Source organism: Sphingopyxis sp. HIX (assembly GCF_001468285.1).
Lineage (GTDB): Bacteria > Pseudomonadota > Alphaproteobacteria > Sphingomonadales > Sphingomonadaceae > Sphingopyxis.
Genome location: NZ_LNSB01000010.1, coordinates 53,220 through 75,785 on the forward strand (window position 1 = coordinate 53,220; position 22,566 = coordinate 75,785).

General features: G+C 67.3%; 25 protein-coding genes. 18 read left to right on the plus strand and 7 right to left on the minus strand.

The genetic code is table 11. The features are described 5' to 3' along the window. Nucleotides 1-160 precede the first annotated feature (160 nt). The gene (locus ATE62_RS06700; RefSeq protein WP_058808043.1) at nucleotides 161-1,585 is read left to right on the plus strand and encodes a hypothetical protein; all 1,425 of its coding nucleotides are present in this window, start codon (nucleotides 161-163) and stop codon (nucleotides 1,583-1,585) included. 158 nt (nucleotides 1,586-1,743) lie between these two features. Here the strand turns inward: ATE62_RS06700 and ATE62_RS06705 are convergent, their stop codons facing one another. After that, nucleotides 1,744-2,955, minus strand: coding sequence for an acyl-CoA dehydrogenase family protein (locus ATE62_RS06705; protein WP_058808045.1), 1,212 nt, complete (start codon nucleotides 2,953-2,955; stop codon nucleotides 1,744-1,746). Nucleotides 2,956-3,135: 180 nt separating this feature from the next. Beyond that, on the minus strand, nucleotides 3,136-3,948 hold the full coding sequence (locus tag ATE62_RS06710) for a flagellin N-terminal helical domain-containing protein (RefSeq protein ID WP_058808046.1): 813 nt from the start codon (nucleotides 3,946-3,948) through the stop codon (nucleotides 3,136-3,138). Nucleotides 3,949-4,193: 245 nt separating this feature from the next. On the opposite strand from ATE62_RS06710, the gene fliE reads away from it, so the two are divergent. From fliE to ATE62_RS06795, 17 genes are read left to right on the plus strand one after another with little or no spacing between them, the layout of a single operon-like run. Further along, nucleotides 4,194-4,535: a flagellar hook-basal body complex protein FliE gene (fliE, locus tag ATE62_RS06715; protein WP_058808097.1), complete on the plus strand. Its 342-nt coding sequence runs from the start codon at nucleotides 4,194-4,196 to the stop codon at nucleotides 4,533-4,535. 3 nt (nucleotides 4,536-4,538) lie between these two features. After that, nucleotides 4,539-6,194 (plus strand): flagellar basal-body MS-ring/collar protein FliF, encoded by a 1,656-nt coding sequence (gene fliF / locus ATE62_RS06720; protein WP_058808047.1) that lies wholly within the window; start codon nucleotides 4,539-4,541, stop codon nucleotides 6,192-6,194. Beyond that, complete coding sequence (locus ATE62_RS06725; protein ID WP_058808048.1) at nucleotides 6,187-7,221, plus strand: flagellar motor switch protein FliG; 1,035 nt, start codon at nucleotides 6,187-6,189, stop codon at nucleotides 7,219-7,221. The genes fliF and ATE62_RS06725 overlap by 8 nt, the downstream gene beginning before the upstream one ends. Beyond that, nucleotides 7,214-7,813: a FliH/SctL family protein gene (locus ATE62_RS06730; RefSeq protein WP_058808049.1), complete on the plus strand. Its 600-nt coding sequence runs from the start codon at nucleotides 7,214-7,216 to the stop codon at nucleotides 7,811-7,813. The genes ATE62_RS06725 and ATE62_RS06730 overlap by 8 nt, the downstream gene beginning before the upstream one ends. Next, nucleotides 7,810-9,141 carry a FliI/YscN family ATPase gene (locus tag ATE62_RS06735; protein WP_058808050.1) on the plus strand — a complete coding sequence of 444 codons (1,332 nt, stop codon included), beginning with the start codon at nucleotides 7,810-7,812 and terminating at the stop codon, nucleotides 9,139-9,141. The genes ATE62_RS06730 and ATE62_RS06735 overlap by 4 nt, the downstream gene beginning before the upstream one ends. Beyond that, nucleotides 9,138-9,578 carry a hypothetical protein gene (locus ATE62_RS06740; RefSeq protein WP_058808051.1) on the plus strand — a complete coding sequence of 147 codons (441 nt, stop codon included), beginning with the start codon at nucleotides 9,138-9,140 and terminating at the stop codon, nucleotides 9,576-9,578. The genes ATE62_RS06735 and ATE62_RS06740 overlap by 4 nt, the downstream gene beginning before the upstream one ends. Then, entirely contained in the window at nucleotides 9,575-10,966 is a 1,392-nt protein-coding gene (locus ATE62_RS06745; RefSeq protein WP_058808052.1) for a flagellar hook-length control protein FliK, read from the plus strand. Before ATE62_RS06740 ends, ATE62_RS06745 begins: the two co-directional genes overlap by 4 nt. Before the next feature lie 13 nt (nucleotides 10,967-10,979). Beyond that, complete coding sequence (locus ATE62_RS06750) at nucleotides 10,980-11,591, plus strand: flagellar basal body-associated FliL family protein (RefSeq protein WP_058808053.1); 612 nt, start codon at nucleotides 10,980-10,982, stop codon at nucleotides 11,589-11,591. Further along, nucleotides 11,588-12,517: a FliM/FliN family flagellar motor switch protein gene (locus ATE62_RS06755; protein WP_058808054.1), complete on the plus strand. Its 930-nt coding sequence runs from the start codon at nucleotides 11,588-11,590 to the stop codon at nucleotides 12,515-12,517. Before ATE62_RS06750 ends, ATE62_RS06755 begins: the two co-directional genes overlap by 4 nt. Further along, the gene (gene fliN, locus ATE62_RS06760) at nucleotides 12,510-12,842 is read left to right on the plus strand and encodes a flagellar motor switch protein FliN (protein WP_058808055.1); all 333 of its coding nucleotides are present in this window, start codon (nucleotides 12,510-12,512) and stop codon (nucleotides 12,840-12,842) included. The genes ATE62_RS06755 and fliN overlap by 8 nt, the downstream gene beginning before the upstream one ends. After that, nucleotides 12,842-13,126, plus strand: coding sequence for a flagellar biosynthetic protein FliO (locus ATE62_RS06765; protein ID WP_056349463.1), 285 nt, complete (start codon nucleotides 12,842-12,844; stop codon nucleotides 13,124-13,126). The genes fliN and ATE62_RS06765 overlap by 1 nt, the downstream gene beginning before the upstream one ends. Then, the gene (gene fliP / locus ATE62_RS06770) at nucleotides 13,116-13,883 is read left to right on the plus strand and encodes a flagellar type III secretion system pore protein FliP (RefSeq protein ID WP_058808056.1); all 768 of its coding nucleotides are present in this window, start codon (nucleotides 13,116-13,118) and stop codon (nucleotides 13,881-13,883) included. Before ATE62_RS06765 ends, fliP begins: the two co-directional genes overlap by 11 nt. 4 nt (nucleotides 13,884-13,887) lie before the next feature. After that, the gene (locus ATE62_RS06775) at nucleotides 13,888-14,157 is read left to right on the plus strand and encodes a flagellar biosynthetic protein FliQ (RefSeq protein ID WP_058808057.1); all 270 of its coding nucleotides are present in this window, start codon (nucleotides 13,888-13,890) and stop codon (nucleotides 14,155-14,157) included. 10 nt (nucleotides 14,158-14,167) lie between these two features. Then, complete coding sequence (gene fliR / locus ATE62_RS06780; protein WP_058808058.1) at nucleotides 14,168-14,947, plus strand: flagellar biosynthetic protein FliR; 780 nt, start codon at nucleotides 14,168-14,170, stop codon at nucleotides 14,945-14,947. Nucleotides 14,948-14,950: 3 nt separating this feature from the next. Beyond that, nucleotides 14,951-16,090, plus strand: coding sequence for a flagellar type III secretion system protein FlhB (flhB, locus tag ATE62_RS06785; protein WP_058808059.1), 1,140 nt, complete (start codon nucleotides 14,951-14,953; stop codon nucleotides 16,088-16,090). Nucleotides 16,091-16,134: 44 nt separating this feature from the next. Continuing rightward, entirely contained in the window at nucleotides 16,135-17,502 is a 1,368-nt protein-coding gene (gene fliD, locus ATE62_RS06790; protein WP_058808060.1) for a flagellar filament capping protein FliD, read from the plus strand. Between the two features lie 12 nt (nucleotides 17,503-17,514). Next, nucleotides 17,515-17,904: a flagellar export chaperone FliS gene (locus ATE62_RS06795; RefSeq protein WP_058808061.1), complete on the plus strand. Its 390-nt coding sequence runs from the start codon at nucleotides 17,515-17,517 to the stop codon at nucleotides 17,902-17,904. 95 nt (nucleotides 17,905-17,999) lie between these two features. Here the strand turns inward: ATE62_RS06795 and ATE62_RS23225 are convergent, their stop codons facing one another. From ATE62_RS23225 to ATE62_RS06815, 5 genes are all read right to left on the minus strand, one after another. After that, the gene (locus ATE62_RS23225; RefSeq protein ID WP_156420534.1) at nucleotides 18,000-18,413 is read right to left on the minus strand and encodes a hypothetical protein; all 414 of its coding nucleotides are present in this window, start codon (nucleotides 18,411-18,413) and stop codon (nucleotides 18,000-18,002) included. Nucleotides 18,414-18,643: 230 nt separating this feature from the next. Beyond that, entirely contained in the window at nucleotides 18,644-19,708 is a 1,065-nt protein-coding gene (locus tag ATE62_RS06800; protein WP_058808098.1) for a sigma-54 interaction domain-containing protein, read from the minus strand. A gap of 195 nt (nucleotides 19,709-19,903) precedes the next feature. Then, entirely contained in the window at nucleotides 19,904-20,761 is an 858-nt protein-coding gene (locus tag ATE62_RS06805) for a flagellar motor protein MotB (protein ID WP_058808062.1), read from the minus strand. Next, nucleotides 20,761-21,624: a flagellar motor stator protein MotA gene (gene motA, locus ATE62_RS06810; RefSeq protein ID WP_058808063.1), complete on the minus strand. Its 864-nt coding sequence runs from the start codon at nucleotides 21,622-21,624 to the stop codon at nucleotides 20,761-20,763. Before motA ends, ATE62_RS06805 begins: the two co-directional genes overlap by 1 nt. Before the next feature lie 103 nt (nucleotides 21,625-21,727). Continuing rightward, complete coding sequence (locus ATE62_RS06815; RefSeq protein WP_058808064.1) at nucleotides 21,728-22,555, minus strand: flagellin; 828 nt, start codon at nucleotides 22,553-22,555, stop codon at nucleotides 21,728-21,730. Nucleotides 22,556-22,566 lie beyond the last annotated feature (11 nt).

Genomic DNA, 22,566 nt, shown 5'->3' on the forward strand with positions numbered 1-22,566 from the left:
TGGCAGCAATATTGTCGCGCTCCCGACTTTCTGGACACGCCAACGATATTTACTCTATTCACAAACTATAATAGTCTGCCTGCGATCAGGGGGAGGTCGCATCATGAAATTTTCGGAAACGATATTTGCTCGATTACCGCTTCGCGGCGCTGCGCTCGCGTTGGCGGCACCGCTGCTGCTCGCAGGCTGCCAGGACGGCGGCTATGGTGAGAAGGAAGTCGCCGCCGCGGGCAGCTGTCCCGAGGGTTTCGGCTGGGCCGAGGGGTTGCAGGCTTATCTCAGCCCGACCGCGACGATGCCCACCGCGATGAGCGCCGATGCCGACGACTGCCTGTTCAACCAATGGTCGTGGGAGGCCTTCGTCTGGGCCAATGCGCCGATCGACGGCACCCCGCGCTTCCTGACCTGGCAGGTGCCCGACGACCTGCTGACCAACACCAGCGAAGTGCCGCGCACCTCGCTGCTGCGGCTCGACGTGCATATGAAGCCGATCCACATGGGCGCGAACGCGCCCAGCCAGGACGGCGCGATCGTCGAGGCCGACGGCAGCATGCTGATCGGGCCGAACGGCTATCCGGTCTATGCATCGAGCCATATGACCTCGAATTATTTCGATACGGTCAAACGCAATCTGATCGCCACCGGTGCCTATCAGAACAACCCCAACCAGGACGATTATTTCAGCGTCGGCGACGCGATCGTGAAGGCGACCTGGTACCGGCTCGCCGCGGGCGAGGCCGCGCCCGCGGGCGCCTATACGACGCAGGCCGAGGTGCCGGTGCTGCAGAATAACTGCACCGGCGGCAGCTGCGCCGTGGTGCCGAGCGGGAAATATGAGACGGTCACCGTCGCGCTCGTCGGCATGCACGTCGTCGGCTATACCGAAAACCATCCCGAGTTCGTCTGGGCAACCTTCGAGCACAAGCTCAATGCGCCGATGTTCCCGGACAATACCTTCGTGTTCGACGCGAGCCAGAGCAACCCGAACAACTTCACCTTCTACAAGGCGGGGACGCCCTATTCGCAGGCCGCCTTGCTGGTCGAAACCAACACCAACCCGGCGACGGTGACCTTCGATGGCACGACGGGCAAATTCTCGCCGGTGACGCAGGTCGTCCAGATGAACCAGACCGGCGGCGACACCCAGCCGAACGGCCCCGCGAACATCACCGCGATCAACACCGCGTCGCAGGGCGCAGCGAAGAATTTCCCGAACAACTCACCGCTCCAGAATTACAATCTGATCGGCACCGCATGGTTCAAGCCCAACACCTATGTCACCACCAATCCGAATTGGGCGAACCTCAACCAGACCAACGCGGTCGGCGCGATCAGCCTGATGAACACGACGGCCGAGACTTTCCTGCAAAGCGCCAAGGGGCAGCAGGGCAATAATTGCTTCGAATGCCACAGCGCGACGAGCTTCTCCTACAACGGCATCCAGCCCAAGGCGCTGACGCCGCGCCGCGTCGCGATCAGCCACATGGTCGCGATGGGCTCGCCCTATGAGGTGCCCAACACGCTGCCGGTGAAAGCGGGCGGAGCCGCACCGGCGCCGGCCGCGAAAGCGCCGCCGAAAAAATAGAGCTGCACTGGGTCGCAGTCGCGTAACCCCGGGTCCAACATGGGCCCGGGGTTATGTGTTTTGAGGCGAATGGCCGGTTTGAGGTGGGAAAAAGACGCTCTTAATCCGCCTCCGCCCCTATGCGCCCCTTCATCCCGGCCGCCGGGCCGATCCAACGCTCAGCCCGGATTCGCATTCTTCCAGTCGCGCCGGATCTTCTTGGCGAGGCTCCATTTATGGACCTCGGTCGGGCCGTCATAGATGCGAAAGGCGCGGACTTCGCGGAACACCTGTTCGACGATCGTCTTGTCGGTGACCCCGGTGCCGCCCATCACCTGGACGCAGCGGTCGGCGATGCGCATCAGCGCCTCCGACACCGCGACCTTCGCCATCGAGCTTTCGGCGGTGCCGAGATCGCCGGTGTCGAGCACCTCGGCGCACCAGCGGATCATCAGTTCGGCCTGCTTCAGGTCGATCAGATTTTCGGCGAGCATGAAGCCGACGCCCTCATGGTCGATCAGCGGCTTGCCGAAGGCGGTGCGGCGGTTGGCATAGTCGGTCGCGATCTCGTGCGCGCGCTGGCAGGCACCGTGCCAGCGCATGCAGTGCGAGAGGCGCGCGGGGCTGAGGCGCACCTGTGCATATTTGAAGCCCTCGCCCGCCTCGCCGAGCATCTGGTCGGCGGGAACGCGCAGATTGTCGATGATCACGGTGGCATGGCCGCCGGGCATCGAGCTGTCGATCGTGTTCGGCACATGCTCGATGCGGATCGCCGGATCGGGCAGGTCGACGAGGAACATGCACGCACCGCCGCCCGCGGCGACATCCTCGGCCCTGGCCATGACGATGCCGACCTTCGCGCCGTCGGCGCCGGTGATGAAGCATTTGCGGCCGTTGATCACCCAGTGATTGCCGTCCATGCGGCAGCTGGTCTTCATCATCGACGGGTCGGAGCCCGCGCCGCCCTCTTCGGCGGGTTCGGTCATGAAGAAGGCCGAGCGCGCGTGACCCTGCACCAGCTGGTCGAGGAAGCGCGCCTTGAGCTCGGGACTGCCGACCTTGCCGAGGAGGTACATATTGCCCTCGTCGGGCGCCGCGGTGTTGCACGCGAGCGGGCCGAGCGGCGAGAGGCCGGTCTTCTGCAGCACATACGCCGTCTCGACCTGCGTCAGATGGTCGCCATCGGACAGGATATGCGGAGTGAGCACCCCCGCGGCGCGCGCCCTGGCCTTGAGTTCGTCGACGAGGTCGTCGGTCGGGGCGCCGTGATGATCGCGGCGCGGGTCGCTCTCATAAGGAGCCACGACGGTGCGGACGAAGGCTTCGACGCGTTCGCCGATCTCGAGCGCACGATCCGAGACGGTCGCGGCGGCGGCTTGCTGATGGCTCATTACCTGGCTCCCCAAATTGTCGGGGACCCGTTGGATCATTTGATCCGGCAGGGCAAGCGCTTCGCCATCGAAGCATCGCGCAAAAAAAAAGGATGCCCCGGTCGTGGGGGACCGGGGCATCGCATCGGGCTACTTAAGGGACCAACCAAATATAGCCCGAACTCGGGTACTCTTTACCGCTTAGCGCAGCAGGTTCATCACGCCCTGCTGGCTCTGGTTCGCCTGGGCGAGCATCGCGGTCGACGCCTGGGCCAGGATGCCGGCGGCGGCGAGGTTGGTCGATTCCACCGAGAAATCGGCGTCTTCGATGCGCGACTTCGATTCCGACAGATTCGTGACGGTCGCCGTCAAATTGTCGACAGCCGAAGTCAGGCGGTTCTGCTGGGCACCCAGGTTGGCGCGTTCGGTGGCGATCGTCTGGATCGCGGTGTCGAGCGTCGCGAGCGCACCCGACGCACCGGCCGCGGTCGAGAAGTCGAGGCCGTCGACGCCGAGGCCGGCGGCCTGGAGGTCGGCGATCGCGACGTTCACGACTTCGCCGTCGTTGAGGCCGGTCTGGATGTCGAGGTCGGCAGTGCCGTCGAGCAGCGCGGTGCCGTTGAAGGTCGTGCGCGTCGCAACGTCGTCGATCTGCGCGATCAGCGCGGTGACTTCGGTCTGGACCGCAGTGCGGTCGTCGTCGCCCATCGTGCCGGTCGAAGCCTGCATCGCCAGTTCGCGCATACGGACCAGGATGTCCGCGATGCTGCCGGCGGCGCTGTCGGCGGTCTGCGCCAGCGAGATGCCGTCATTGGCGTTGCGGACCGCCTGCGTCAGGCCACGGACGCTGGCGTCCATGCGGGTCGCGATGGCGAGGCCGGCAGCGTCGTCCTTGGCGCTGTTGATGCGCTTGCCGCTCGACAGGCGTTCCATCGCCTGCGACTGCATGCGCTCGGCAACACGCGAGTTATTCTGGGCGCGAAGCGCGCTCACATTGGTGTTGATAACAGTCATAAGTTCCCTTTCCGGCCCCCCAAGGGCCATTCCCATGGTGTGCGGCTCGGCGAGCTTCACGATTGCAGTAACGGCGGGGGCGCCGGGGGCTTAAGCGCGGCACGTCAAAAAATTGCCGGACAGGGTTAATCGCGCTGGCCGATCGCAGCCATGCCCATGTTTTCCAACGATATAAATTTTTGGCACGCGCTTTGCATTACTCTCTGCGTGCGGCGCGATGCCGCGTCTCGAGACGGATGAAAGCCATGAGCACGATTGACCAGAGCCGGCTGCTGCAGATGCGCAGTTCGATCCTCAATCAGAACGAAGCGCTGCAGCGCGCCGCCGGCCGCGGCGCCGCCGGCGGCGTCGACAGCGCCGCGGGAACCCCCGATTTCGGATCGGCGATCTCGGCCGCGCTGCAACAGGTCAACGCCCAGCAGTCGAAGGCGAGCGAGATGACCGAAGCCTATGAGCGCGGCGACACGCACGACATCGTGAGCGTGATGATCGAGCGCCAGAAGGCCTCGCTCGGCTTCGAGACCACGTTGCAGGTCCGCAACAAGCTGTTGTCCGCGTACCGCGACATCATGAACATGCCGGTGTAATCCATGTCCGATACCCAGATCCTGAGCCCCGTCGACGCGGGCGCCGACCGCCGCCTCCCCGTCCCTGCCATGGGCGGCCGTTTCGCCCCCGTGCAGCAGTTCATCCGCCAGCCCGCGGTCCAGCGCGCTTTGCCCGCGATCGCCACGACTGCCGCGATCGGCATCGCCGCGCTCGCCTATTTCGCAACCGCCGCGGCGCCGCAGACGCAGCTGTTCGCCGGACTCGCCGACGCCGACAAGGCCGCGGTCGCCGACGCGCTGACAGCGCAGGGCATCGGGCATACGATCGATCCCACCACCGGCGCGCTCACCGTCGACGCCGACAAACTCCACCAGGCGCGCATCGCGCTCGCCGGCCAGGGCCTGCCCAAGGCGTCGGCCGACGGCAGCGAGATGATCGGCGCTTTGCCGATGGGCGCGAGCCGCGCGATCGAGGGCGAGACGCTGCGCGGCGCGCGCGAAGCCGACCTCGCGCGCACGATCGAAGCCATCGACGCCGTCAAGGGCGCGCGCGTCCATATCGCCGCCGCGGAACCCAGCCTGTTCGTCCGCGAGGACAAGCCCGCCACGGCCTCGGTGATGCTCACGCTCCAGAACGGCCGCAGCCTCAGCGACGGCCAGGTGCAGGCGATCCGCTTCCTCGTCGCCTCGTCGGTGCCGGGGATGAACGCCGACCAGGTGTCGGTGATCGACCAGCGCGGCGCGCTCCTCTCGGACTCGGCGACGTCGGGCGACATGCAGGCGTTCCAGCTCCAGACGCAGATGGAGGACCGCTACCGCCGCGCGCTCGACAGCCTGCTCGGCCCGATGCTCGGCGCCGGCAACTACACCGTCGAGGTCCACGCCGACGTCGACATGTCCGAAAGCCAGGCGACGCGCGAAAGCTTTCCCGAAAACGACCGCGCGCTCACCAGCGAGATGGTCACCCGCTCGGTCAGCGGCCAGGGCGACGTGCCCGCGGTCGGCATCCCCGGCGCGCTGTCGAACCAGCCGCCGCCGGCCTCGGCGCTGAACCAGACCCCGAACGGCACCGCCCCCGGCGCCCCCGCCCCGACGACGCAGAGCAACGAGAATGCCCAGCGCGCTTACGAAGTCGGCCGCGAGATTTCGGTCACCCACCGCCCGCAGGGCCAGCTGCGCCGCGTGTCGGTCGCGGTCGCGCTCAACCAGGGGCCGAAGGCGCTGACCCGCGCCGACATCACCAAGATCGACGGCCTCGTGAAGGGCGCGGTCGGTTTCGACGCCGCGCGCGGCGACCAGGTCGCGATCAGCCAGCGCCCCTTCGCCAAGGTCGAGGACATGTCGCCCGCCTTCTACGAACAGGGCTGGTTCCTGCCGCTGGTCAAGCAGATCGGCGCCGTGCTCGTCGCGCTCCTCGCCTTCTTCTTCATCGGCCGCCCGCTGATCAAGGCCGCCAAGGCCCGCGCCGCCGCGCGCGCGGAACGCGACGCTGCGCTCGAGGAATCGCTGATGGCGGCGGCCGAGGGCGGTAACCCCGCCCTGCCCCGTCCGCGCGGCCGCGAAATCACGCTCGAGATGATCGAGGCCGCGCCGAGCTACGAAGACCGCGCCAATCTGGTCCGCGCTTTCGTCCGCCAGGACTCGGCACGCGCGGCGGTCGTCGTGCGCCAGCTGATGCAGGAGGGCGCCCGTGGCTGATCTCGACGCCGACCTCGGCACCCCGCCCGCCAAGGCCGAGGTCGAAGGATCGGCCGCCGCCGCGATCCTGCTGATGCTGCTCGACGAGAGCGAAGCGGCGACGATCCTGAAGCATCTCGATCCCGCCGAAGTGCGCCAGCTCGCCAAGGGCATGTTCGACGCCGCCAACGCCACCGAAGTGCAGATCGAGCATGCGCTCGACCGCTTCGTGACGCGCAGCCGCTCGGTGAGCGCGCTCAGCGTCGGCGCCGACACGCGCATCCGCACCGTCATCAACCAGGCCGTGGGCAACGTCCGCGCCGACAATATCCTCGCCGCCGTCGCGCCGCAATCGAGCGCCGCGTCGCTCGAAATGCTGCGCTGGATGGATGTCGATGCCATCAGTGGATTGCTCGCCAGCGAACATCCGCAGGTCGGCGCGCTGATCCTGTCGGTGCTGGTCCCCGACATTGCGGCGCGCGCGATCGAGACGCTCGACGAAGTGCTGCAGGCCGATCTGGTGCTGCGCGCGGCGCAGCTGTCGTCGGTCCCTGCCGCGGCGATCGAGGATCTGGAATCGGTGCTCGCCGCCGCCAATGTCGGCGGCCAGCGGGTGGCGAAGCAAGCGATCGGCGGCCCGAGCGACGTCGCCAAGATCATGAAGAAGATGCCCAAATCGCTGTCGGAACGCACGATCCGCAACCTGAAGAAGGCCGACCGCCAGCTCGCTCAGACGATCGAGGAAGAGATGTTCATCTTCGAGAATCTCCGCGACCTCGACCTCCGCAGCCTCGGCACCATCCTGCGCGGCGTCGATGCCTCGCAGCTGTCGATTGCGCTCAAGGGTGCCGACGACGACATGGTCGACCTCTGCCTCTCGACGATGTCGCAGCGCGCGTCGGAAACGATCCGCGACGAAATGGCCGAGATGACGATGGTCAAGCGCACCGACGTCGACGACGCGCAGAAGGCGATCATGACGATCGTCCGCCAGATGGCCGCCTCGGGCGAGATCATGATCGCGGGCGCGGGCGACGATTATGTCTGACCCGCATTTCGCCCCCACCCCGCTCGCGATGGCGATGGCGCGTCAGGGCGGCTTCCGCCCGATGTCCTTCGACCCTGCGGTGCGCGACGCCGAGGCCGAAGCCGCCGCGCATGTGCCCGCCGAGGTCGAAGCCGGCGAAGACCCCTTCGAAAAGGGCCTCGCCGAGGGCCAGCGCCTCGCCGAAGCGGGTTTTGCGGTCGAGCGCGGCCAGCTGCTCGCGCTCGTCGCGGGCGCCGAGGCGCTGCAGGACGAACCGAGCGAAGAACTGGCGCAGCTGATCGCCGAGACCGTCGAGCGGCTGGTGCGCCAGATCGTCGCCGAAGCGCCGATCGACGCCATGTGGCTCAAGGATCAGGCCGAAACCGCCGCCGCGCTGGTATCGGAAGCCGACAAGGCGCGCACCCTGTGGGTCCACCCGCAGGACGCCGCGTTGCTGATGGACGCCGACATTCGCCTGCCCGTCGCCGCCGACCCCGTCATGATGCGCGGAACCGTGCGCATCGAGAGTTCGGCGGGCTGGATCGAGCACGGCCGCGCCGTCTATCTGGGCGAACTCCGCGCCGCATTGGGCCGCGAGGAAGCCAGCGCATGACGCGCCGCCTCGCCCTGTCGGCGCAGCAATTGCTCGCCCCCGTCGATATCGCCAAGGCGAGCCCGCGCCGCATCGGCACGCTCGTCGCGCACGAGGGCATCATGCTCGAAGTGTCGGGTTTCCCGCAGCCGCTGGGCAGCAACGTCCGAATCAAGTCGGCCGACAACGACTATGTCTATGGCGAGGTCGTCGGATTCCGCGGCCACCGCAGCCTCGTCCTGCCCTTCGACATGAACAAGCCGCTGGTCACCGGCGCGCCGGTCGAGCCGCATGGCGCGAGCTCGATGGTCCCCGTCGGCAAGGCCTTGCTCGGCCGCATCATGGACGCACAGGGCAATCCGCTCGACGGCCGCCCGCCGGTCAAGTCGCAGTTCACCTGGCCGCTCGCCGGGCGCAAGGTCAACCCGCTGCGCCGCGGCCGCGTCACCCGCCCGCTCGACATGGGCGTGCGCGCGATCAACGGGCTGCTTACCGTCGGCGAAGGCCAGCGCGTCGCGATCATCGCAGGCTCGGGCGTCGGCAAATCGGTGCTGATGGGCCAGATGATCGCGGGGACCGACTGCGACGTGATCGTCGTCGGGCTGATCGGCGAGCGCAGCCGCGAAGTCAGCGACTTCGTCGAGACCAAGCTGCCCCCCGAAGTGCGCAAGAAATCGGTCGTCGTCGCGGTCCCCGCCGACCACCCGCCGCTGCTGCGCCTGCGCGCCGCGATGCGCGCGACCGCGATCGCCGAAGCCTTTCGCGACGAGGGCAAGAAGGTGCTCCTGCTGATCGACAGCCTGACCCGCGTCGCGCATGCGCAGCGCGAGATCGGGCTGACCTTGGGCGAACCGCCGACGATGAAGGGCTATCCGCCCTCGGTCTTCGCGCTGATCCCCTCGCTGTGCGAACGCGCCGGCATCGACAAGGCGACCGGCGGATCGGTCACCGCGCTGTACACGGTGCTCGCCGACGGCGGCGACATCGAAGATCCGGTGGTCGACAGCGCGCGTGCGATCGTCGACGGCCACATCATCCTGTCGCGCGCCATGGCCGAACAGGGCGTCTATCCCGCGATCGACGTCGCGCGCTCGCTCTCGCGCACGATGGTCGACTCGGTCGACCCCGAGCATGCCGCCGCCGCCGCGCGCTTCCGCCAGCTCTGGTCGGCGTATGAAGAGAACCGCGATCTGATGCTGATGGGCGCCTATGTCGCCGGCGGCGACCCGGTGCTCGACGAGGCGATCATGCGCCGCGCCGACCAGCTCGCTTTCGTATCGCAGGGCGCCAAGGCCCAGGTCGATTTCACCACCTCTCGCCAAACCCTAGTTGAAGGATATAGTGCATGACCTCTCGCACCGCGCGCCGCAAACGGATCATCCGCGTGCGCAGCGTCGAACATCAGATGGCGGAGGCCAATCTCGCGCGCGCCACCAGCGAGCTCGCGAACCTCGTCGAGCTCGGCAAGCGCCTCGAGACGCTGCGCACCGACCTCGCGATGGCGAAGGGCGCGGTCGCCGGCCGCGCGCTCAACACGATCGGCGAACTCGGCATGCGGCTCGACATGGCGAAGGAAAATCTGGTCGCGCCGACAGCGGGCGCCAGCGCGCGCCGCGACCAGATGGGCGCGCTCGCCCAGCGCGCGATGGTCAAGGAAGAATCGGCGGTGCGCCTCTACGAGCGCAGCCGCAAATCGGCCGAGCAGGAAATGGAACGCCGCGCCGACGCCAACCGCCCGTTCCGCACCGGCATGCGCCTGCGCCTGATCGACGGGGGCATCGCATGATGCCTGCGCTGCCGCAGACCTCCACGGCGCCGATGCCCTCGCTGCTCGCGATGCTGACCCAGGTACAGGGCGGCGACGCGGGCGAAGCAGGTGCGTTCGACCAGCTCGTCGCGGCGCAGGGCCGCGGCGCGGCTCCGGCGGCCGCGCCCGTGGTTCCGACTGCGGCGCCGACTGCTGCGCCCATTATGCCGATCACCGTCGCGGCGCCCGCCGTGCCGGCCCCGGCCTCGCGGAATGCTCCGGTTCCGGCGCTGCCGATGGCGATCACCGCCGAAATGCCTGCTGCCGCGGCGCCGGTAGAATTCGCACCCGCCACGCCGATCCAGTTTGCGTCCGTGGCGATCCCGGCTGCACCGCTGGCTCCTGCAATCGTGCCGCAGCCCGTGCGCCCTGCCCTGCCGCTTCGTACGCCGCAGGCGGCCCTGCCGCAGGAGCTCGCTCCGACCGAAGACCTGCCCGTCAAAACCGCGACGCCGGGGAAGCCCGAGGCCGCGCCGACCGACAAGGCGATCCTCGCCGCGAACGAATTGCTCGCGACGCTGGCGCAGTTCGCCGTTCCCGCCGGCAAACCCGCCGCCACCAAGCCCGCAATCGCCCTGCCCGCCACCGAAGGCGAAGCCGCGAGCGAGGGCGAAACTCAGGTTGCTGCCGAAGCCGCGCCCATCACGGCCTTGTTGGCCTCGGCCGTCGCGCCCATCGAAACGCGCCCCGTCGGCAAGCCTGCCGCCGACATGCCACCCGCTGCAAAACCGCGCCGCGACGACGCGCCCGCGCTGCCGGCCGCCGCGCCCAAGGTCCGCGGCGATGCGCCCGCGCTTCCCATGATGGCCGCGCTCGAACCCGCCGCCGCCAAGCCCACCGCCGAGCCGTCGATGACGATACTCTTCGCGCAGCCCACTACCACCGCGACCACCGCACTCGCCGCCGCGCCCGTCGGGACGATCGCCGAACGCACGCTCGACCTCAGCAGTGACGACGCCTGGATCGAACAGCTCGCCGCCGATATCGCCGCGACCAAATCGGCGTCGGGGGACATCAGCTTTCGCCTGATGCCGCGCCACCTCGGCCGCCTCGACGTGTCGATGACGGCGGGCGACGAGGGCGTGTCGGTCAAGCTCGACACCCAGCATGAGGCGACCGCGACGATCGTCACCGCGGCGCAGACGCGCCTCGCCGACGATCTCCGCCAACAGGGCGTGCGCGTCGCCGACACGCAGGTGACCTGCACCCCGAACGAAGCCGGCCGCCAGTTCCAGCAGGGGCAGGGCCAGGGCCGCAACGGTGCGCAGGATGCCAGCCACCTGATCGAAACCGCCGACGACCGCGCCGAAGCGCGCACCGAAACCCGTGACGAGCGCAGCGGCGAACGCCGCGGCCGCTTCGCCTGACAGGAGCCGACCGATGACCAAGGACAAGACCGAAGCCGCCGCGCCGAAGAAGGGCGGCAAGATGAAGAAGCTGCTGATGATCACCGTCGGCGCCGCGGTGCTGATCGGCGCCGGCGCCGGGGCGGGCATGTATTTCGGGGTCGGCATGGCCAAGACCGCGCCCAAGCCCGAGGATTTCTATCCCAAGCTCGTCGTGCGCAGCGAGGGCGAGGAAGAACCCGTGGCCGAGGGCAAGAAGGAAGAAGCCCCGCCGAAGGTCGGCACCGTCTCGGTCCCGAACGACAAGTTCAAGGTCGATCCGCGCAAATATGAGATCACCTATTATCCGATCGAGCAGAGCTTCACCACGAACCTCGCCGACGGGTCGGGTTTCCTGCAGGTCGGGATCAGCCTGTCGACCTATTATGACGGCAAGGTCATCGCGAACATCCGCCGCCAGGACGTGCCGATCCGCTCGGCGGTGCTGATGGTGCTCGCCGAACAGGATCCTGCCCTGCTCTCGACCTCGCACGGCAAGCAGTCGCTCCAGCGCCAGCTGACCGGCGCGATCAACCAGGTGCTGCGCGACAAGGAAGGCTTCGGCGGCATCGACAATGTCTATTTCACGAACATGGTGATCCAGTGAGCGCCAAGGGCAATCCCTTCAAGGCGCCGAAAGCGCCGACCGCCAAGCCCGCCGCCGACGACGCGACCGCGTCGCTGCTGCTGCGCAAGGCCGAGGACGGTTATGCCTTCCCCGTGATCGAGGGCGTCGCGAACCAGTTCGCGCGTAGCTTGCGCGACCTCATCCGCGCGCTCGGCGCGCCGACGGTGCAGGTCGAGCGCGAACCCGCCAAGCGCGTCCGCTTCGCCGACTGGTGCGCCGCCGCCGCGCCGGCGATCTTCTGGCGCTACCACGCCCCGCCGCTGAAAGGCCCGGTGCTGCTCGCCGGCGCGCGCCCGCTGATCCTCCAGCTCGTCGACATCTTCTATGGCGGCAAGGGCCAGCTCGCCAGCGAGCGCGAGGATCTGACCGACGCCGAGGACCGCTTCGCCGCGCGCCTCGGCCGCGACCTCGGGCTGCAGCTCGCCGCCGCCTGGGGCGACAAGATGGCGCCCGAACTCGACTGCGTGACGACCGACAGCGCCAAGCTCGCCGCGGTGCGCGCCGACGACGAATTGCTGGTCCAGCGCTTCACTTTGCGCGGCGGCGTGCTCGACGGCCGCACCATCGCCTGCGCCTATCCGGTCGCGGCGCTGCGCGGCATCGCCGACGTCGAATCGGGCCCCGATGTCCGCGACGAAGCCCCCGCCGACGCCGAATGGACCGCGACGCTGAACAGCGCATTGAAGACCGTTCGCCTGCCGGTGCGCTCGGTCCTGGCGCGTCCCGAAATTTCTTTGGTCAAACTGCTCGCTTTGGAGGTCGGTGATATCATTCCGTTAACCATTCCGCGCAATGTTCCGGTAACCGTCGCCGGTCGGCATTTCGCCGCCGGGAGCATCGGCGAAGCGAATGGAAATGCGGCCATAATGATCGAGCATATCGAAAGAGGATCGGACGATGAGTGATCTCAGCGAAGCCCCCGCGCGCGGCGAACGCCGCGGAGCCAAGGACATGGCGGCGGCGCCCAATTTCGACCTGCTCGCGGGCGTGTCGCTGCGCGTGTCGGTCGAGGTCGGATCGACCTCGATGACGCTCGCCGAACTGCTCGCCATGTCCGAAGGCAGCGTCGTCGAGCTTGATCGCGCCGCCAACGAGCTGCTCGACATCTATGCCAATGGCACGCTGATCGCGCGCGGCGAGATCGTCAACGTCGACGGCCGCTACGGGATCCAGGTCGCCGAAGTCGTCGCCCCCGACCGCGGCCTCGCCGGGTTCGACCGGAGGGCCTGATGTTCGAATATATCCTGCGCCTCCTCATCCTGCTGCCGCTCGTCGGCGGCATGGCGTGGGGCAGCCTGTGGCTGTGGAAAAAGGTCCAGATGGGCACGCTCCAGCTGCCCGGACAGGGCGCGAAGCGGACGCGCGCGATCGAGATGATCGACGTGCTGCCGCTGGGCCCCGGGACCAAGCTGACCGTCGTCGAATTCGCCGGGCAGCGCATCCTGCTCTCGGTCTCGCGCGGCGCGGTCACCCGCCTCGCCGACAACAGCCAGGGCGACTTCCATGTCGACTAAGAGACATTGGCTGCGCGCCGCGGCGATCGCCGGCGGCGTGGCGCTGCTGATCGCGGCGCCCGCGGCTTATGCGCAGGAAGCGAGCGGGCTCACCCGCGCGGTGAACGAGATCGGCGGCGATGGCCGCCCGCTGTCGCTGTCGCTGCAGATCCTGCTGCTGATGAGCCTGCTGACGGTGCTGCCGTCGCTGCTCCTCATGATGACCAGCTTCACGCGCATCATCATCGTGCTGTCGATCCTGCGCCACGCGCTCGGGCTGCAACAGACCCCGCCGAACCAGGTGCTCGTGGGTTTGAGCCTCTTCCTGTCGCTGTTCGTGATGGCGCCGGTGATCACCGAGGTGAACCGCGTCGCGATCGAACCCTATGGCCAGGAACAGATCGACATCGGCACCGCAGTGACGCGCTCGGGCGATGCGCTGCACGGCTTCATGCTCACCCAGACGCGCAAGTCCGACCTGATGATGTTCGCCAAGATCGCCAAGGCGCCCAGCTATGCGAGCCCGAAGGACGTTCCCTTCTCGATCCTGCTCCCCGCTTTCGTCACCAGCGAACTCAAGACCGCCTTCCAGATCGGCTTCCTCATTTTCCTGCCCTTCCTGATCATCGACCTGATCGTCGCATCGGCCTTGATGTCGCTCGGCATGATGATGCTGTCGCCGACGATCATATCGATGCCCTTCAAGCTGCTGCTCTTCGTCCTCGTCGACGGCTGGGCGCTCACGATGGGCTCGCTAGCGGCGTCATTCGGGACGTAGCGCGGTGGAAGCCGATTATTTCGTTGGGGTCGCGCAGCAGTCGCTGTGGATCCTCGCGCTCGCGACCGCGCCTTTGCTGATCCCGATCCTGATCGTCGGCGTACTGCTCGGCATGGTGCAGGCGGCGACCTCGATCAACGAGCAGACCCTGACCTTCGTGCCCAAGCTGATCGTCGCCGCGATCTGCCTCGCGATCTTCGGCGGCAGCATATTGGTGCTGCTCACCGACTTCACCCGCGAAATCTTCGCGCAGATCCCGACGCTGGTGCGTTAGCCCGGGACCGATGACCCCCGCCGACATCCCCAATGTGGAGGCGATGCTGCAGCTGTGGATGCTCGGCATGATCCGCCCCGGCGCCTGCTTTCTCGCGGCGCCGGTGTTCGGCGCGGCGAACGTTCCGGTCCAGCTTCGCCTCGTCATCGCGCTCGCGGTCGGCGTGCCCGCGGTCGCGGCGTCGGGCATGACCCTGCCGCCCGAGGGGATCGTCTCGGTCCCCGGCTTCTTCCTGGTGATCGGCGAGGTCGTCATCGGCCTCGCCATGGGCTTCGTGCTCCAGATGGGGCTCGCCGCCGCGTTGCTCGCGGGCGAGGCGATCAGCAACGCGACGGGCCTCGGCTTCGCGTCGATGGTCGATCCCTTGAGCGGCGCGTCGAGCTCGGCGATCGGGCAGTTCCTCTCGATGCTCGCGACCGCGATCTTCCTCGCCGCCGACGGGCATCTGGTGCTGATTTCGATCATCGTCGACAGCTATAGCGCGCTGCCGCCCGGCAACGCCTTCCCTTCGTGGCAGACGATCGAGGGCATCATCCGCTTCGGCAGCCTGATGTTCGCCGCGGGGCTGACGATCGCCCTGCCCGTCGGCTTCGTCCTGATCCTCGTCCAGATCATCATGGGCGTGATCGGCCGCTCGGCGCCCGCGCTCAACCTGTTCGCGGTCGGCATCCCGGCGACCCTGCTCGCCGGCGTCGTGCTGCTCGGCGTCGCCACCCCGGTGATGGCCGAGGGGCTCGCGCAGATCCTGTCCGACGCGCTCGACGCCGCGCGCATGGTCGCGGGGGGCTGAGCCATGTCGGGGACGACCGAGAAGGACCAGAAGACAGAACTCCCGACGCCCAAGAAGCTCGCGGACTCCGCGCGCGAGGGCGATGTGCTGCAGTCGCGCGAGCTCGCGACCGCGCTGATGATGCTCGTCGCGGCGGGCTGGCTGGTCGCCGCGGGCGGCTGGTTCGTGCGCACCGTCGGCGAACTCGTCTCGCGCGGGCTGACGCTCGACCGCGGCGACATCACCGATTTCGCGCCCGGCGAGGCGCTTCTGCGCAACGGGACCGAGGTGCTGCTGCCGCTCGCGAGCCTGTTCGCCGCGGCGCTGCTCGCGGCCTTCGCGGGTCCGGCACTGCTCGGTTCGATGGGCTGGCGCGGCAAGGCGCTCGGCTTCAAGGGCAATCGCATGAACCCGATGAGCGGGCTCAAGCGCATGTTCGGCATGCAGGGCGCGACCGAGCTCGGCAAGGCTCTCGCCAAAGTGCTTCTGCTCGGCACGATCGGCTATTGGCTGATCGCCAAGAATTTGCCCGCAATCGTCCAGATGGCGTCGAGCGACCTGCATTCGGCGATCGGCCTCGCCGGCCAGGCGGTCGCGCAGTCGGTGCTGGTGATGGCCGGCGGGCTCGTCGTCATCGCGCTGATCGACGTGCCGGTGCAGTGGCTGCAACGCCGCAAGCGGCTGATGATGAGCAAGCAGGAAATCAAGGAAGAGATGCGCCAGTCCGACGGCGCGCCCGAGCTCAAGCAGGCGCAGCGCCAGCGCGCGCACGAGATGCTGAGCGGCTCGGCGCGCAAGGCGGTGTCAGAGGCGACGGTGATCCTGACCAACCCGACGCATTTCTCAGTCGCGTTGCGCTATCGCCCCGGCATCGACGCCGCGCCGGTGGTCGTCGCGCGCGGCCGCGGCGACGTCGCGCTCGCGATCCGCGAACTCGCGCGCGGCACCGACGTGCCGATCCTCGAATATCCGCAGCTCGCGCGTGCGATCTATTTCACCGCGCGCCCGGGGCGCGTGATCCCCGAGGAACTGTTCGTCGCGGTCGCGACGATCCTCGCCTTCGTCTTCCGCCTCGAACGCGCGGTCGCCGACGGGCTGGCGCAGCCCGACATCGAGGTGCCGTCGTCGCACTGGTACGACGCCGACGGTCGAAAACAGGCTTAAACTCCCCCGCGCGCTGCCGTTAACAGCTTCGAAGGATAGCGCGCATGGTCAGTTCAATCGCCAACAGCCTCGGTTTCGGATCGGGCATCGACACCCAGCAATTGGTCAAGGACCTCGCCGCGGCGTCGCGCGAGCCCAAGATCGAGCGGATGACCGGCCTGGTCCAGGCGAACCAGACGCGGATCAGCGCGCTGGCGCAGGCGCGCTCGAACCTCGACGGCTTTGCCGACTCGCTCGGCCAGATGGTCTCCGACGGCACGCTGCGCAGCACACCCACCGTATCCGACGACAGCGTGCTCAGTGCCACCGCGCGCGCCGGCCTGTCGGCGGACAATTTCGCCGCATCGGTCGAGGTCACCCAGCTCGCGCGCGGGCAGACCATCTTTTCAGGCGTCGTCGCCGACAAGAGCGCCGCCATCGGCCAGGGGACGATGACGCTGACCGTCGGCGGGGTCGCCAAGACGATCACCATCGGCGCCGCCAACGACAGCCTCGACGGCCTCGCCAATGCGATCAACGCCAGCGGCGCCGGCGTCACCGCCTCGGTGATCGCCGCCGACGGCGGCTACCGGATGATCCTGAAGGGCCCGACCGGGGCGGCCAATGCCTTCACGCTCGACACCGCCACCCCGGCATTGTCGGGTTTCGCTTATGGCTCGGGCGGCGGCATGACGCTGGGCCAGAGCGCGGCCAACGCCGAATTCACCCTCGACGGCATCGCCTTCAGCCGCGCCAGCAACATCATCGACGATGTGGTCCCCGGCATGTCGCTGACGCTGAAGAAAGCGGCGCCCGGCCAGCCGGTCGACATCGGCGCCAGCCGGCCGCTCGACATGATCAAGCAGACCATCGGCGATTTCGTCGACGTCTATAACCAGCTCAAGAAGAGCCTGCAGTCGGCATCGAAAATGTCGGGCGCGACGCAGAGCCTGCGCGAGCTGGAACGCGAGTTGCAGGCGCTGGTCGGCAAGGTGCTGACCAGCCATGGCAGCATCAACAAGCTGAGCGACATCGGCATCGGGTCGACGAAGGACGGGCTGCTCGCCGTCGATACCGCGAAGCTGGAAAAGGTGCTGGCGACCGACGCCGGCGCGGTCGAGGCGATCTTCAACCCGCGCCGCGACGCCGCGCACACCGAGGCGACCGACCCCGGCATCGCCTTCGCGCTCGACGCGATCCGCGACAAGGCGATCGGCGCGGACGGCGTCATGGACCGCATATCGAAATCGCTGACCGCCAAGAGCGAGTCGCTCGCCGAACAGCTCGAAAAGATCGAGATGCGCGAGGAAGCCTATGAAAAGCGGCTGGAAAAGCAGTTCGGCGGCCTCGATGCCAAACTCGCGGCGCTCAAGGCGACGCAAAGCTATCTCGAGCAACAGATCGAGATGTGGTCCAACCAGGGCAATAATTAAGGTCGACCGACAGTGGCAGCCACCGCATCGACAGTCCGCGCGACCGGCCAGTACCGGCGCATGCAAAGCGAAAGCCGCGCCGCCGGGGCAAACCCCGTCGAGCTGGTCACCATGCTCTATGACGAGCTGGAGATCGCGATCGGCGTGCTCGCCGCGATGGTGCGGCAGGGCCAGCAGATTTCGGCCACCGAACCCGCGCACCGCGCGCGCGCGATCCTGATCGGGCTGGACGCCGGGCTCGATCACCAGGCCGGCGGCGACGTCGCCGCGGCGCTGACGCGCGTCTATAGCAGCATGCGCCGCAAGCTCGACAAGGTCGTGGCGGCGAACGACGCCGAAGGGCTCGACGAGCTGCTGGAGGGCGTGAAGACGGTGAGCAGCGCCTGGCGGCAGCTGCGGTAGTCAAATCGCCAGCGACTGGTTTCGGCCGGTGGCGGACTTTAGGATCGTTTTGAGTCGGGTCGGCGATGTCGACACAGAGCCGCCGGATATTCGAACTATCGACCGCCGACGTTTTCCCAACGGCGACGCTCGATTTCGCACGCCGCTTCGACAGCTGTCCAGATGTCGGATGCGAACTTTCTCATCGAAACTAGATCAGCTAATTCGGATGGTGCAGCAGGCACGAACCTGTCGATGGCCGCCACTATCTCGATATGCCATTGCTGCAGTCGCGCTCGTAATGCCGCAGGGGTATCCACACCGCAAAAATAGACATCTTCGCGGCCATATACATAGCTACAGCCACCAGTTTCCAAGATGCCATATAGTGGTCCGGCTAGGCCATCGCGCAGAACTTCCAAATCAATCCAATGAGAATGGCCGCGCTTCGACTTCCAGTTATGGTGCGCGGGCACGTAGAACGCTTGCCTGAATTGCCTTTCCAGTGCGGCCTTTTCATATTCATCCATGGCTGACCGCTAGATGTCAGACCCCTTGTCCGCAAGGCGTGCTCGATCGGGATCCTCCAAGCGCCATCGTCGCAACGTCGGCTCTCCACCCTCAATGCGACCACAAACTCCAGCAAACAAAAAAACTTCGGCACCGGCTCGCTCCCCTGCCCCGCGACCAAGGTGGGGACTGGTATGGGGTGGGAAGCGAACCGGTGCCGATTCAGCGGCACTGAGACGGGTGGGGACGCTCAGGCTGCCTGTTGCTGAACTCCATATTTGCGCATCTTTTCGATGAGCGTGGTGCGCTTGAGCGTCAGGAGACGCGCCGCTTCCGAAATGATGCCGTCGGCGAGGTCGAGCGCGACGTGGATCTGCTCGAGCTCGATCGTCTCGATCTCGCGCTTCAGATCGATCGGGCGGCCCGGGGCCGGCGCCTTGGCGAAGGGCATCGCCGGCGAAATATCGTCCGCGCTGGCTTCAGCCGCGACGAAGCCGGTGGGGATGGCCTGTCGCGGCTGAAGCGCGGCGGTGGGGTTCAAAAGAAGGACGACGTCCTCGGCGCCGAGCGTCTCGCCGCCGTGCAGCACGCTGGCGCGCTCGACGAAATTGCGCAGCTCGCGGACATTGCCCGGCCAGCGGTGCTGCATCAGCAGCGCCATCGCGGCATCGTCGTAGCGGCACTTGGCTTCGCCGGGCATCTTGCGCTGGAAATGGCGGATCAGCGCGGGAATATCCTCGACGCGGTCGGCCAGGCTGGGGACCTGGAGGACGACCACGCCGAGCCGGAAGAAGAGATCTTCGCGGAACTTGCCATCGGCGATCGCGGCGCCGAGATCCTGGTGAGTGGCCGAGATGACGCGGACGTCGACGGCCTTCACGTCGCTGCTGCCGACGCGGACGATCGTCCGCTCTTCGAGCACGCGGAGCAGTTTGACCTGCATGTCGAAACGCATGTCGCCGATTTCGTCGAGGAAGAGCGTGCCGCCCTCGCTCGCTTCGAAATGGCCGATGCGGCGGGCGTGGGCGCCGGTGAAGCTGCCCTTTTCATGCCCGAAAAGTTCGGATTCGATGAGGTCGCCGGGGATGGCGCCGCAGTTGATCGCCGAAAAGGCCTTGGCCGAACGGGCGCCTTCGTCGTGGATCGCGCGGGCCACCAGTTCCTTGCCCGAGCCCGAAGGGCCGCAGAGCATCACCGAAGCGCTGGAACGTGCCACGCGGCGGATCATGTCGCGCAGGCGCTGCGCGGCAGGGCTGTGCCCGATGATCAGCATTTCAAGCGCGGCCTGGTCGCCGCAAGTCCCCACCTTGGTCATTTCGATCTCCACCGCGCCCCCCGAATTCGGCGCTTCTCGATGACCCAAGAGATTGCGGAATCTGGTAAATAAACTGCTAACCAAAGTGAACTAACCCCTTCAAAACAAAGGGTTATTGCCAATCTGGCAGCAATCGCGGCGGAACTGCGTCGTTAAGGATTTTAATGCTGCCAGATTGGCACCAATTGTCGGAAACTATTGGCCGCCGGTGTCCCAGCCGAGGGTGACCGAGATGCGGCGGTTGCGCGGATCGAATCGGTCCGACGGCACATAGGGCTCGGTATCGGCGACCCCTTCGATGCGCGCGAAGCGGTCCGAGCCGATGCCGCGGAAGGCGAGATATTGCCGGGCGACCTCGGCGCGCTCGACCGACAGGCGCCAATTGTTCATCCCCGTCTTGGCTGTCCAGGGGCTGGCGTCGGTGTGCCCGCGGATCATCACCTGGTTCGGAACCTCGGCGACGATCCTGGCGATCTCGGCGAACAGCCGCGACGCGTCGGGGGTCAGCTGGTTGGTGCCGACGACGAACATCGAGAAATTGGCGTCGTCGACGATGTCGATGCGCAGCCCCTCGCGCGTCTCGGTAAAGCGGATGTTGGGCGCCAGCCGGCGGATCTCGGCTTTCGCCTGCACCTCGCGCAGCAGCGACTTGGCGAGCTTCTGGAAATTGGCGCGCTGCAGCTCGCGGCCCGACGCCTCGCGCGGGCCGCCCTCGGCGTCGCGCGGGATCGTCATCGACTTGGTGCCGGTCTGCGCCGCACCGTGCGGATATTTGTCGGCCGCCACCAGCGAGTCGCCGCCGAACAGCCCGGTCGCACCCGCGGTGTCCTGCTTGGTCTGGACGATCGTCGGCGCAAAATAGTCGGCGAGCGCCTTGCGCTGCTTCTCGGTCGTCGCGCCGAGCAGCCACATCAGGAGGAAGAAGGCCATCATCGCGGTCACGAAGTCGGCATAGGCGACCTTCCACGCGCCGCCGTGGTGGCCGGCGTGCGGGGCCTCGATGACCTTCTTGACGATGATCGGGCGTAGGGGAGTATTCGGGCGCGCGGCCATTACCGGCCTCGCATGCCGTCGAAGACCTCGGCGAAGCTCGGCTGGTTGTCATGGTCGACCCCCGAGCGCGCCGCCTCGATCACCAGCGGCTGCGGATGGCCGTGGAGCGAGGCGATGATCAGTTGCTTGACCGTCTGATAGATGGCGGCGTCGCTTTCGATCACCGCGCGCGCGCGGCCCGCGAAGGGACCGACGAAGCCATAAGCGAGGAGCACGCCGAGGAAGGTCCCGACGAGCGCCGAGCCGATCATCGCGCCGAGCACCTCGGGCGGCTGGTCGATCGAGCCCATCGTCTTCACGACGCCGAGCACCGCCGCGACGATGCCCAGCGCAGGCAGCGCATCGGCCAGGCTCTGCAGCCCGTCGGCGGGCTTGATCGCATGATGGTGGTGGTTCTTGATCGCGCTGTCCATCACCTCCTCGACCGCATGCGGGTCGAGCGTGCCCGACGACACGACGACGAGGCGCAGCGTGTCGCAGATCAGGTGGACCAATGTCTGGTCCTTCAAAAGCTTGGGATATTGCTGGAAGATCGGCGAGCTCGCCGGATCCTCGATATGCGGCTCGACCGCGACCGGCCCCTCGGTGCGCATCATCTTCATCAGCGTCGAGACGAGCAGGATGCAGTCGAGATAGTCGGCCTTCTTGTACGTCGGCCCCTTGAACACCTTGCCGAAGCCGCCCCCTAGCGCCTTCAATTCCTTGCCCGAATTGCCGATGATCAGCGACCCGACCGCGGCGCCGCCGATGATCAGCATTTCGTGCGGCAGCGCGTGCAGCACCGGCTCGAGATTGCCCCCCGTCAGCGCGAAGCCCCCGAAGACCAGCAGGATCAGAACGATGATGCCGATGACGGGGAACATGCTGAACAACTCCAGTCGGGGGCCGATACCCCCGGGAAAAAACGGGACGTCTTGATGCTTAACGGCAGTGGCGGCGAAAGATTTAGCCCCCTACCCGCGCGGCTCAGCCCAAAATGTCGAACAGCGTCTGGCGGTTCATCCGCGCGAAGGCGGCCTGCGCGGCTTGCAGCGTCAGATCGGTCGCGTTCAGCTCGGCGATCGCGACCGACAGGTCGGTGTCCTCGACATCCTTGCGCTCGTCGGCAAGCGTGATGCGGCGCGCCTCGAGGCTGTCGCCGATGCGTTCGAGACGTCCGGCCGAGAGACCCATCGCGGCGCGCTGGTCGGCCACATGGCCGATGCTGTCGCCGAGCGTCGTCAGCGCGGCGCCAATCGCCGTGGCATCGCCGCTGGTGATCGCGGCGGCCGCATCGCGCAGCCCGGTCGACAGGCTGTTGCCGCCAACGACGAAGACGTCGGCGACCGAAGGCACCGGCGCAAAGCTGATATCGGCATCGAAGCGGACCTGCTTGGCATTGGCGGCGAACAAAGGCTCGCCGTTCGAATCGCGCGTCGCGGCGAAGCCGTCGATCTCGTCGGCGATCGCCGACAGTTCGGCGGCGATGCTCGCGCGGTCGGCGGGATTGGTCGTCGCGGTCGACGCCGACAGCGTCAGCTCGCGCGCACGCGTGAGCAGATTGCCCACCGAGCCGAGCGTGGTGTCCGCCTGCGACACCTGTGCCGACGCGGTCTTGATATTCGCGGCCCAGGTCGTGCTGCTCGCCTGCGCCTTGCCGATCGTCGCGATGCGGCGCGACGCGACGGGATCGTCGGAGGCGCGGAGCAATTTCTTGCCGCTCGAAATCTGCGTCTGGATGCGGTCGAGCGCATCGGAGAGCTTCGACTGGCGCGCGATCTCGCGCGTCATGCGGTTGCCAACGGCGTTGATCATCTCTCGCGCCC

Excerpts from the sequence above, each read along its gene's own strand:
- ATE62_RS06705 (WP_058808045.1), bottom strand. The coding sequence starts at position 2,955 with ATGAGCCATCAGCAAGCCGCCGCCGCGACCGTCTCGGATCGTGCGCTC.
- ATE62_RS06710 (WP_058808046.1), bottom strand. The coding sequence starts at position 3,948 with ATGACTGTTATCAACACCAATGTGAGCGCGCTTCGCGCCCAGAATAAC.
- fliE (WP_058808097.1), top strand. The coding sequence starts at position 4,194 with ATGAGCACGATTGACCAGAGCCGGCTGCTGCAGATGCGCAGTTCGATC.
- fliF (WP_058808047.1), top strand. The coding sequence starts at position 4,539 with ATGTCCGATACCCAGATCCTGAGCCCCGTCGACGCGGGCGCCGACCGC.
- ATE62_RS06730 (WP_058808049.1), top strand. The coding sequence starts at position 7,214 with ATGTCTGACCCGCATTTCGCCCCCACCCCGCTCGCGATGGCGATGGCG.
- ATE62_RS06735 (WP_058808050.1), top strand. The coding sequence starts at position 7,810 with ATGACGCGCCGCCTCGCCCTGTCGGCGCAGCAATTGCTCGCCCCCGTC.
- ATE62_RS06740 (WP_058808051.1), top strand. The coding sequence starts at position 9,138 with ATGACCTCTCGCACCGCGCGCCGCAAACGGATCATCCGCGTGCGCAGC.
- ATE62_RS06745 (WP_058808052.1), top strand. The coding sequence starts at position 9,575 with ATGATGCCTGCGCTGCCGCAGACCTCCACGGCGCCGATGCCCTCGCTG.
- ATE62_RS06750 (WP_058808053.1), top strand. The coding sequence starts at position 10,980 with ATGACCAAGGACAAGACCGAAGCCGCCGCGCCGAAGAAGGGCGGCAAG.
- fliN (WP_058808055.1), top strand. The coding sequence starts at position 12,510 with ATGAGTGATCTCAGCGAAGCCCCCGCGCGCGGCGAACGCCGCGGAGCC.
- ATE62_RS06765 (WP_056349463.1), top strand. The coding sequence starts at position 12,842 with ATGTTCGAATATATCCTGCGCCTCCTCATCCTGCTGCCGCTCGTCGGC.
- fliP (WP_058808056.1), top strand. The coding sequence starts at position 13,116 with ATGTCGACTAAGAGACATTGGCTGCGCGCCGCGGCGATCGCCGGCGGC.
- fliR (WP_058808058.1), top strand. The coding sequence starts at position 14,168 with ATGACCCCCGCCGACATCCCCAATGTGGAGGCGATGCTGCAGCTGTGG.
- flhB (WP_058808059.1), top strand. The coding sequence starts at position 14,951 with ATGTCGGGGACGACCGAGAAGGACCAGAAGACAGAACTCCCGACGCCC.
- fliD (WP_058808060.1), top strand. The coding sequence starts at position 16,135 with ATGGTCAGTTCAATCGCCAACAGCCTCGGTTTCGGATCGGGCATCGAC.
- ATE62_RS23225 (WP_156420534.1), bottom strand. The coding sequence starts at position 18,413 with ATGGATGAATATGAAAAGGCCGCACTGGAAAGGCAATTCAGGCAAGCG.
- ATE62_RS06800 (WP_058808098.1), bottom strand. The coding sequence starts at position 19,708 with ATGACCAAGGTGGGGACTTGCGGCGACCAGGCCGCGCTTGAAATGCTG.
- ATE62_RS06805 (WP_058808062.1), bottom strand. The coding sequence starts at position 20,761 with ATGGCCGCGCGCCCGAATACTCCCCTACGCCCGATCATCGTCAAGAAG.
- motA (WP_058808063.1), bottom strand. The coding sequence starts at position 21,624 with ATGTTCCCCGTCATCGGCATCATCGTTCTGATCCTGCTGGTCTTCGGG.
- ATE62_RS06815 (WP_058808064.1), bottom strand. The coding sequence starts at position 22,555 with ATGATCAACGCCGTTGGCAACCGCATGACGCGCGAGATCGCGCGCCAG.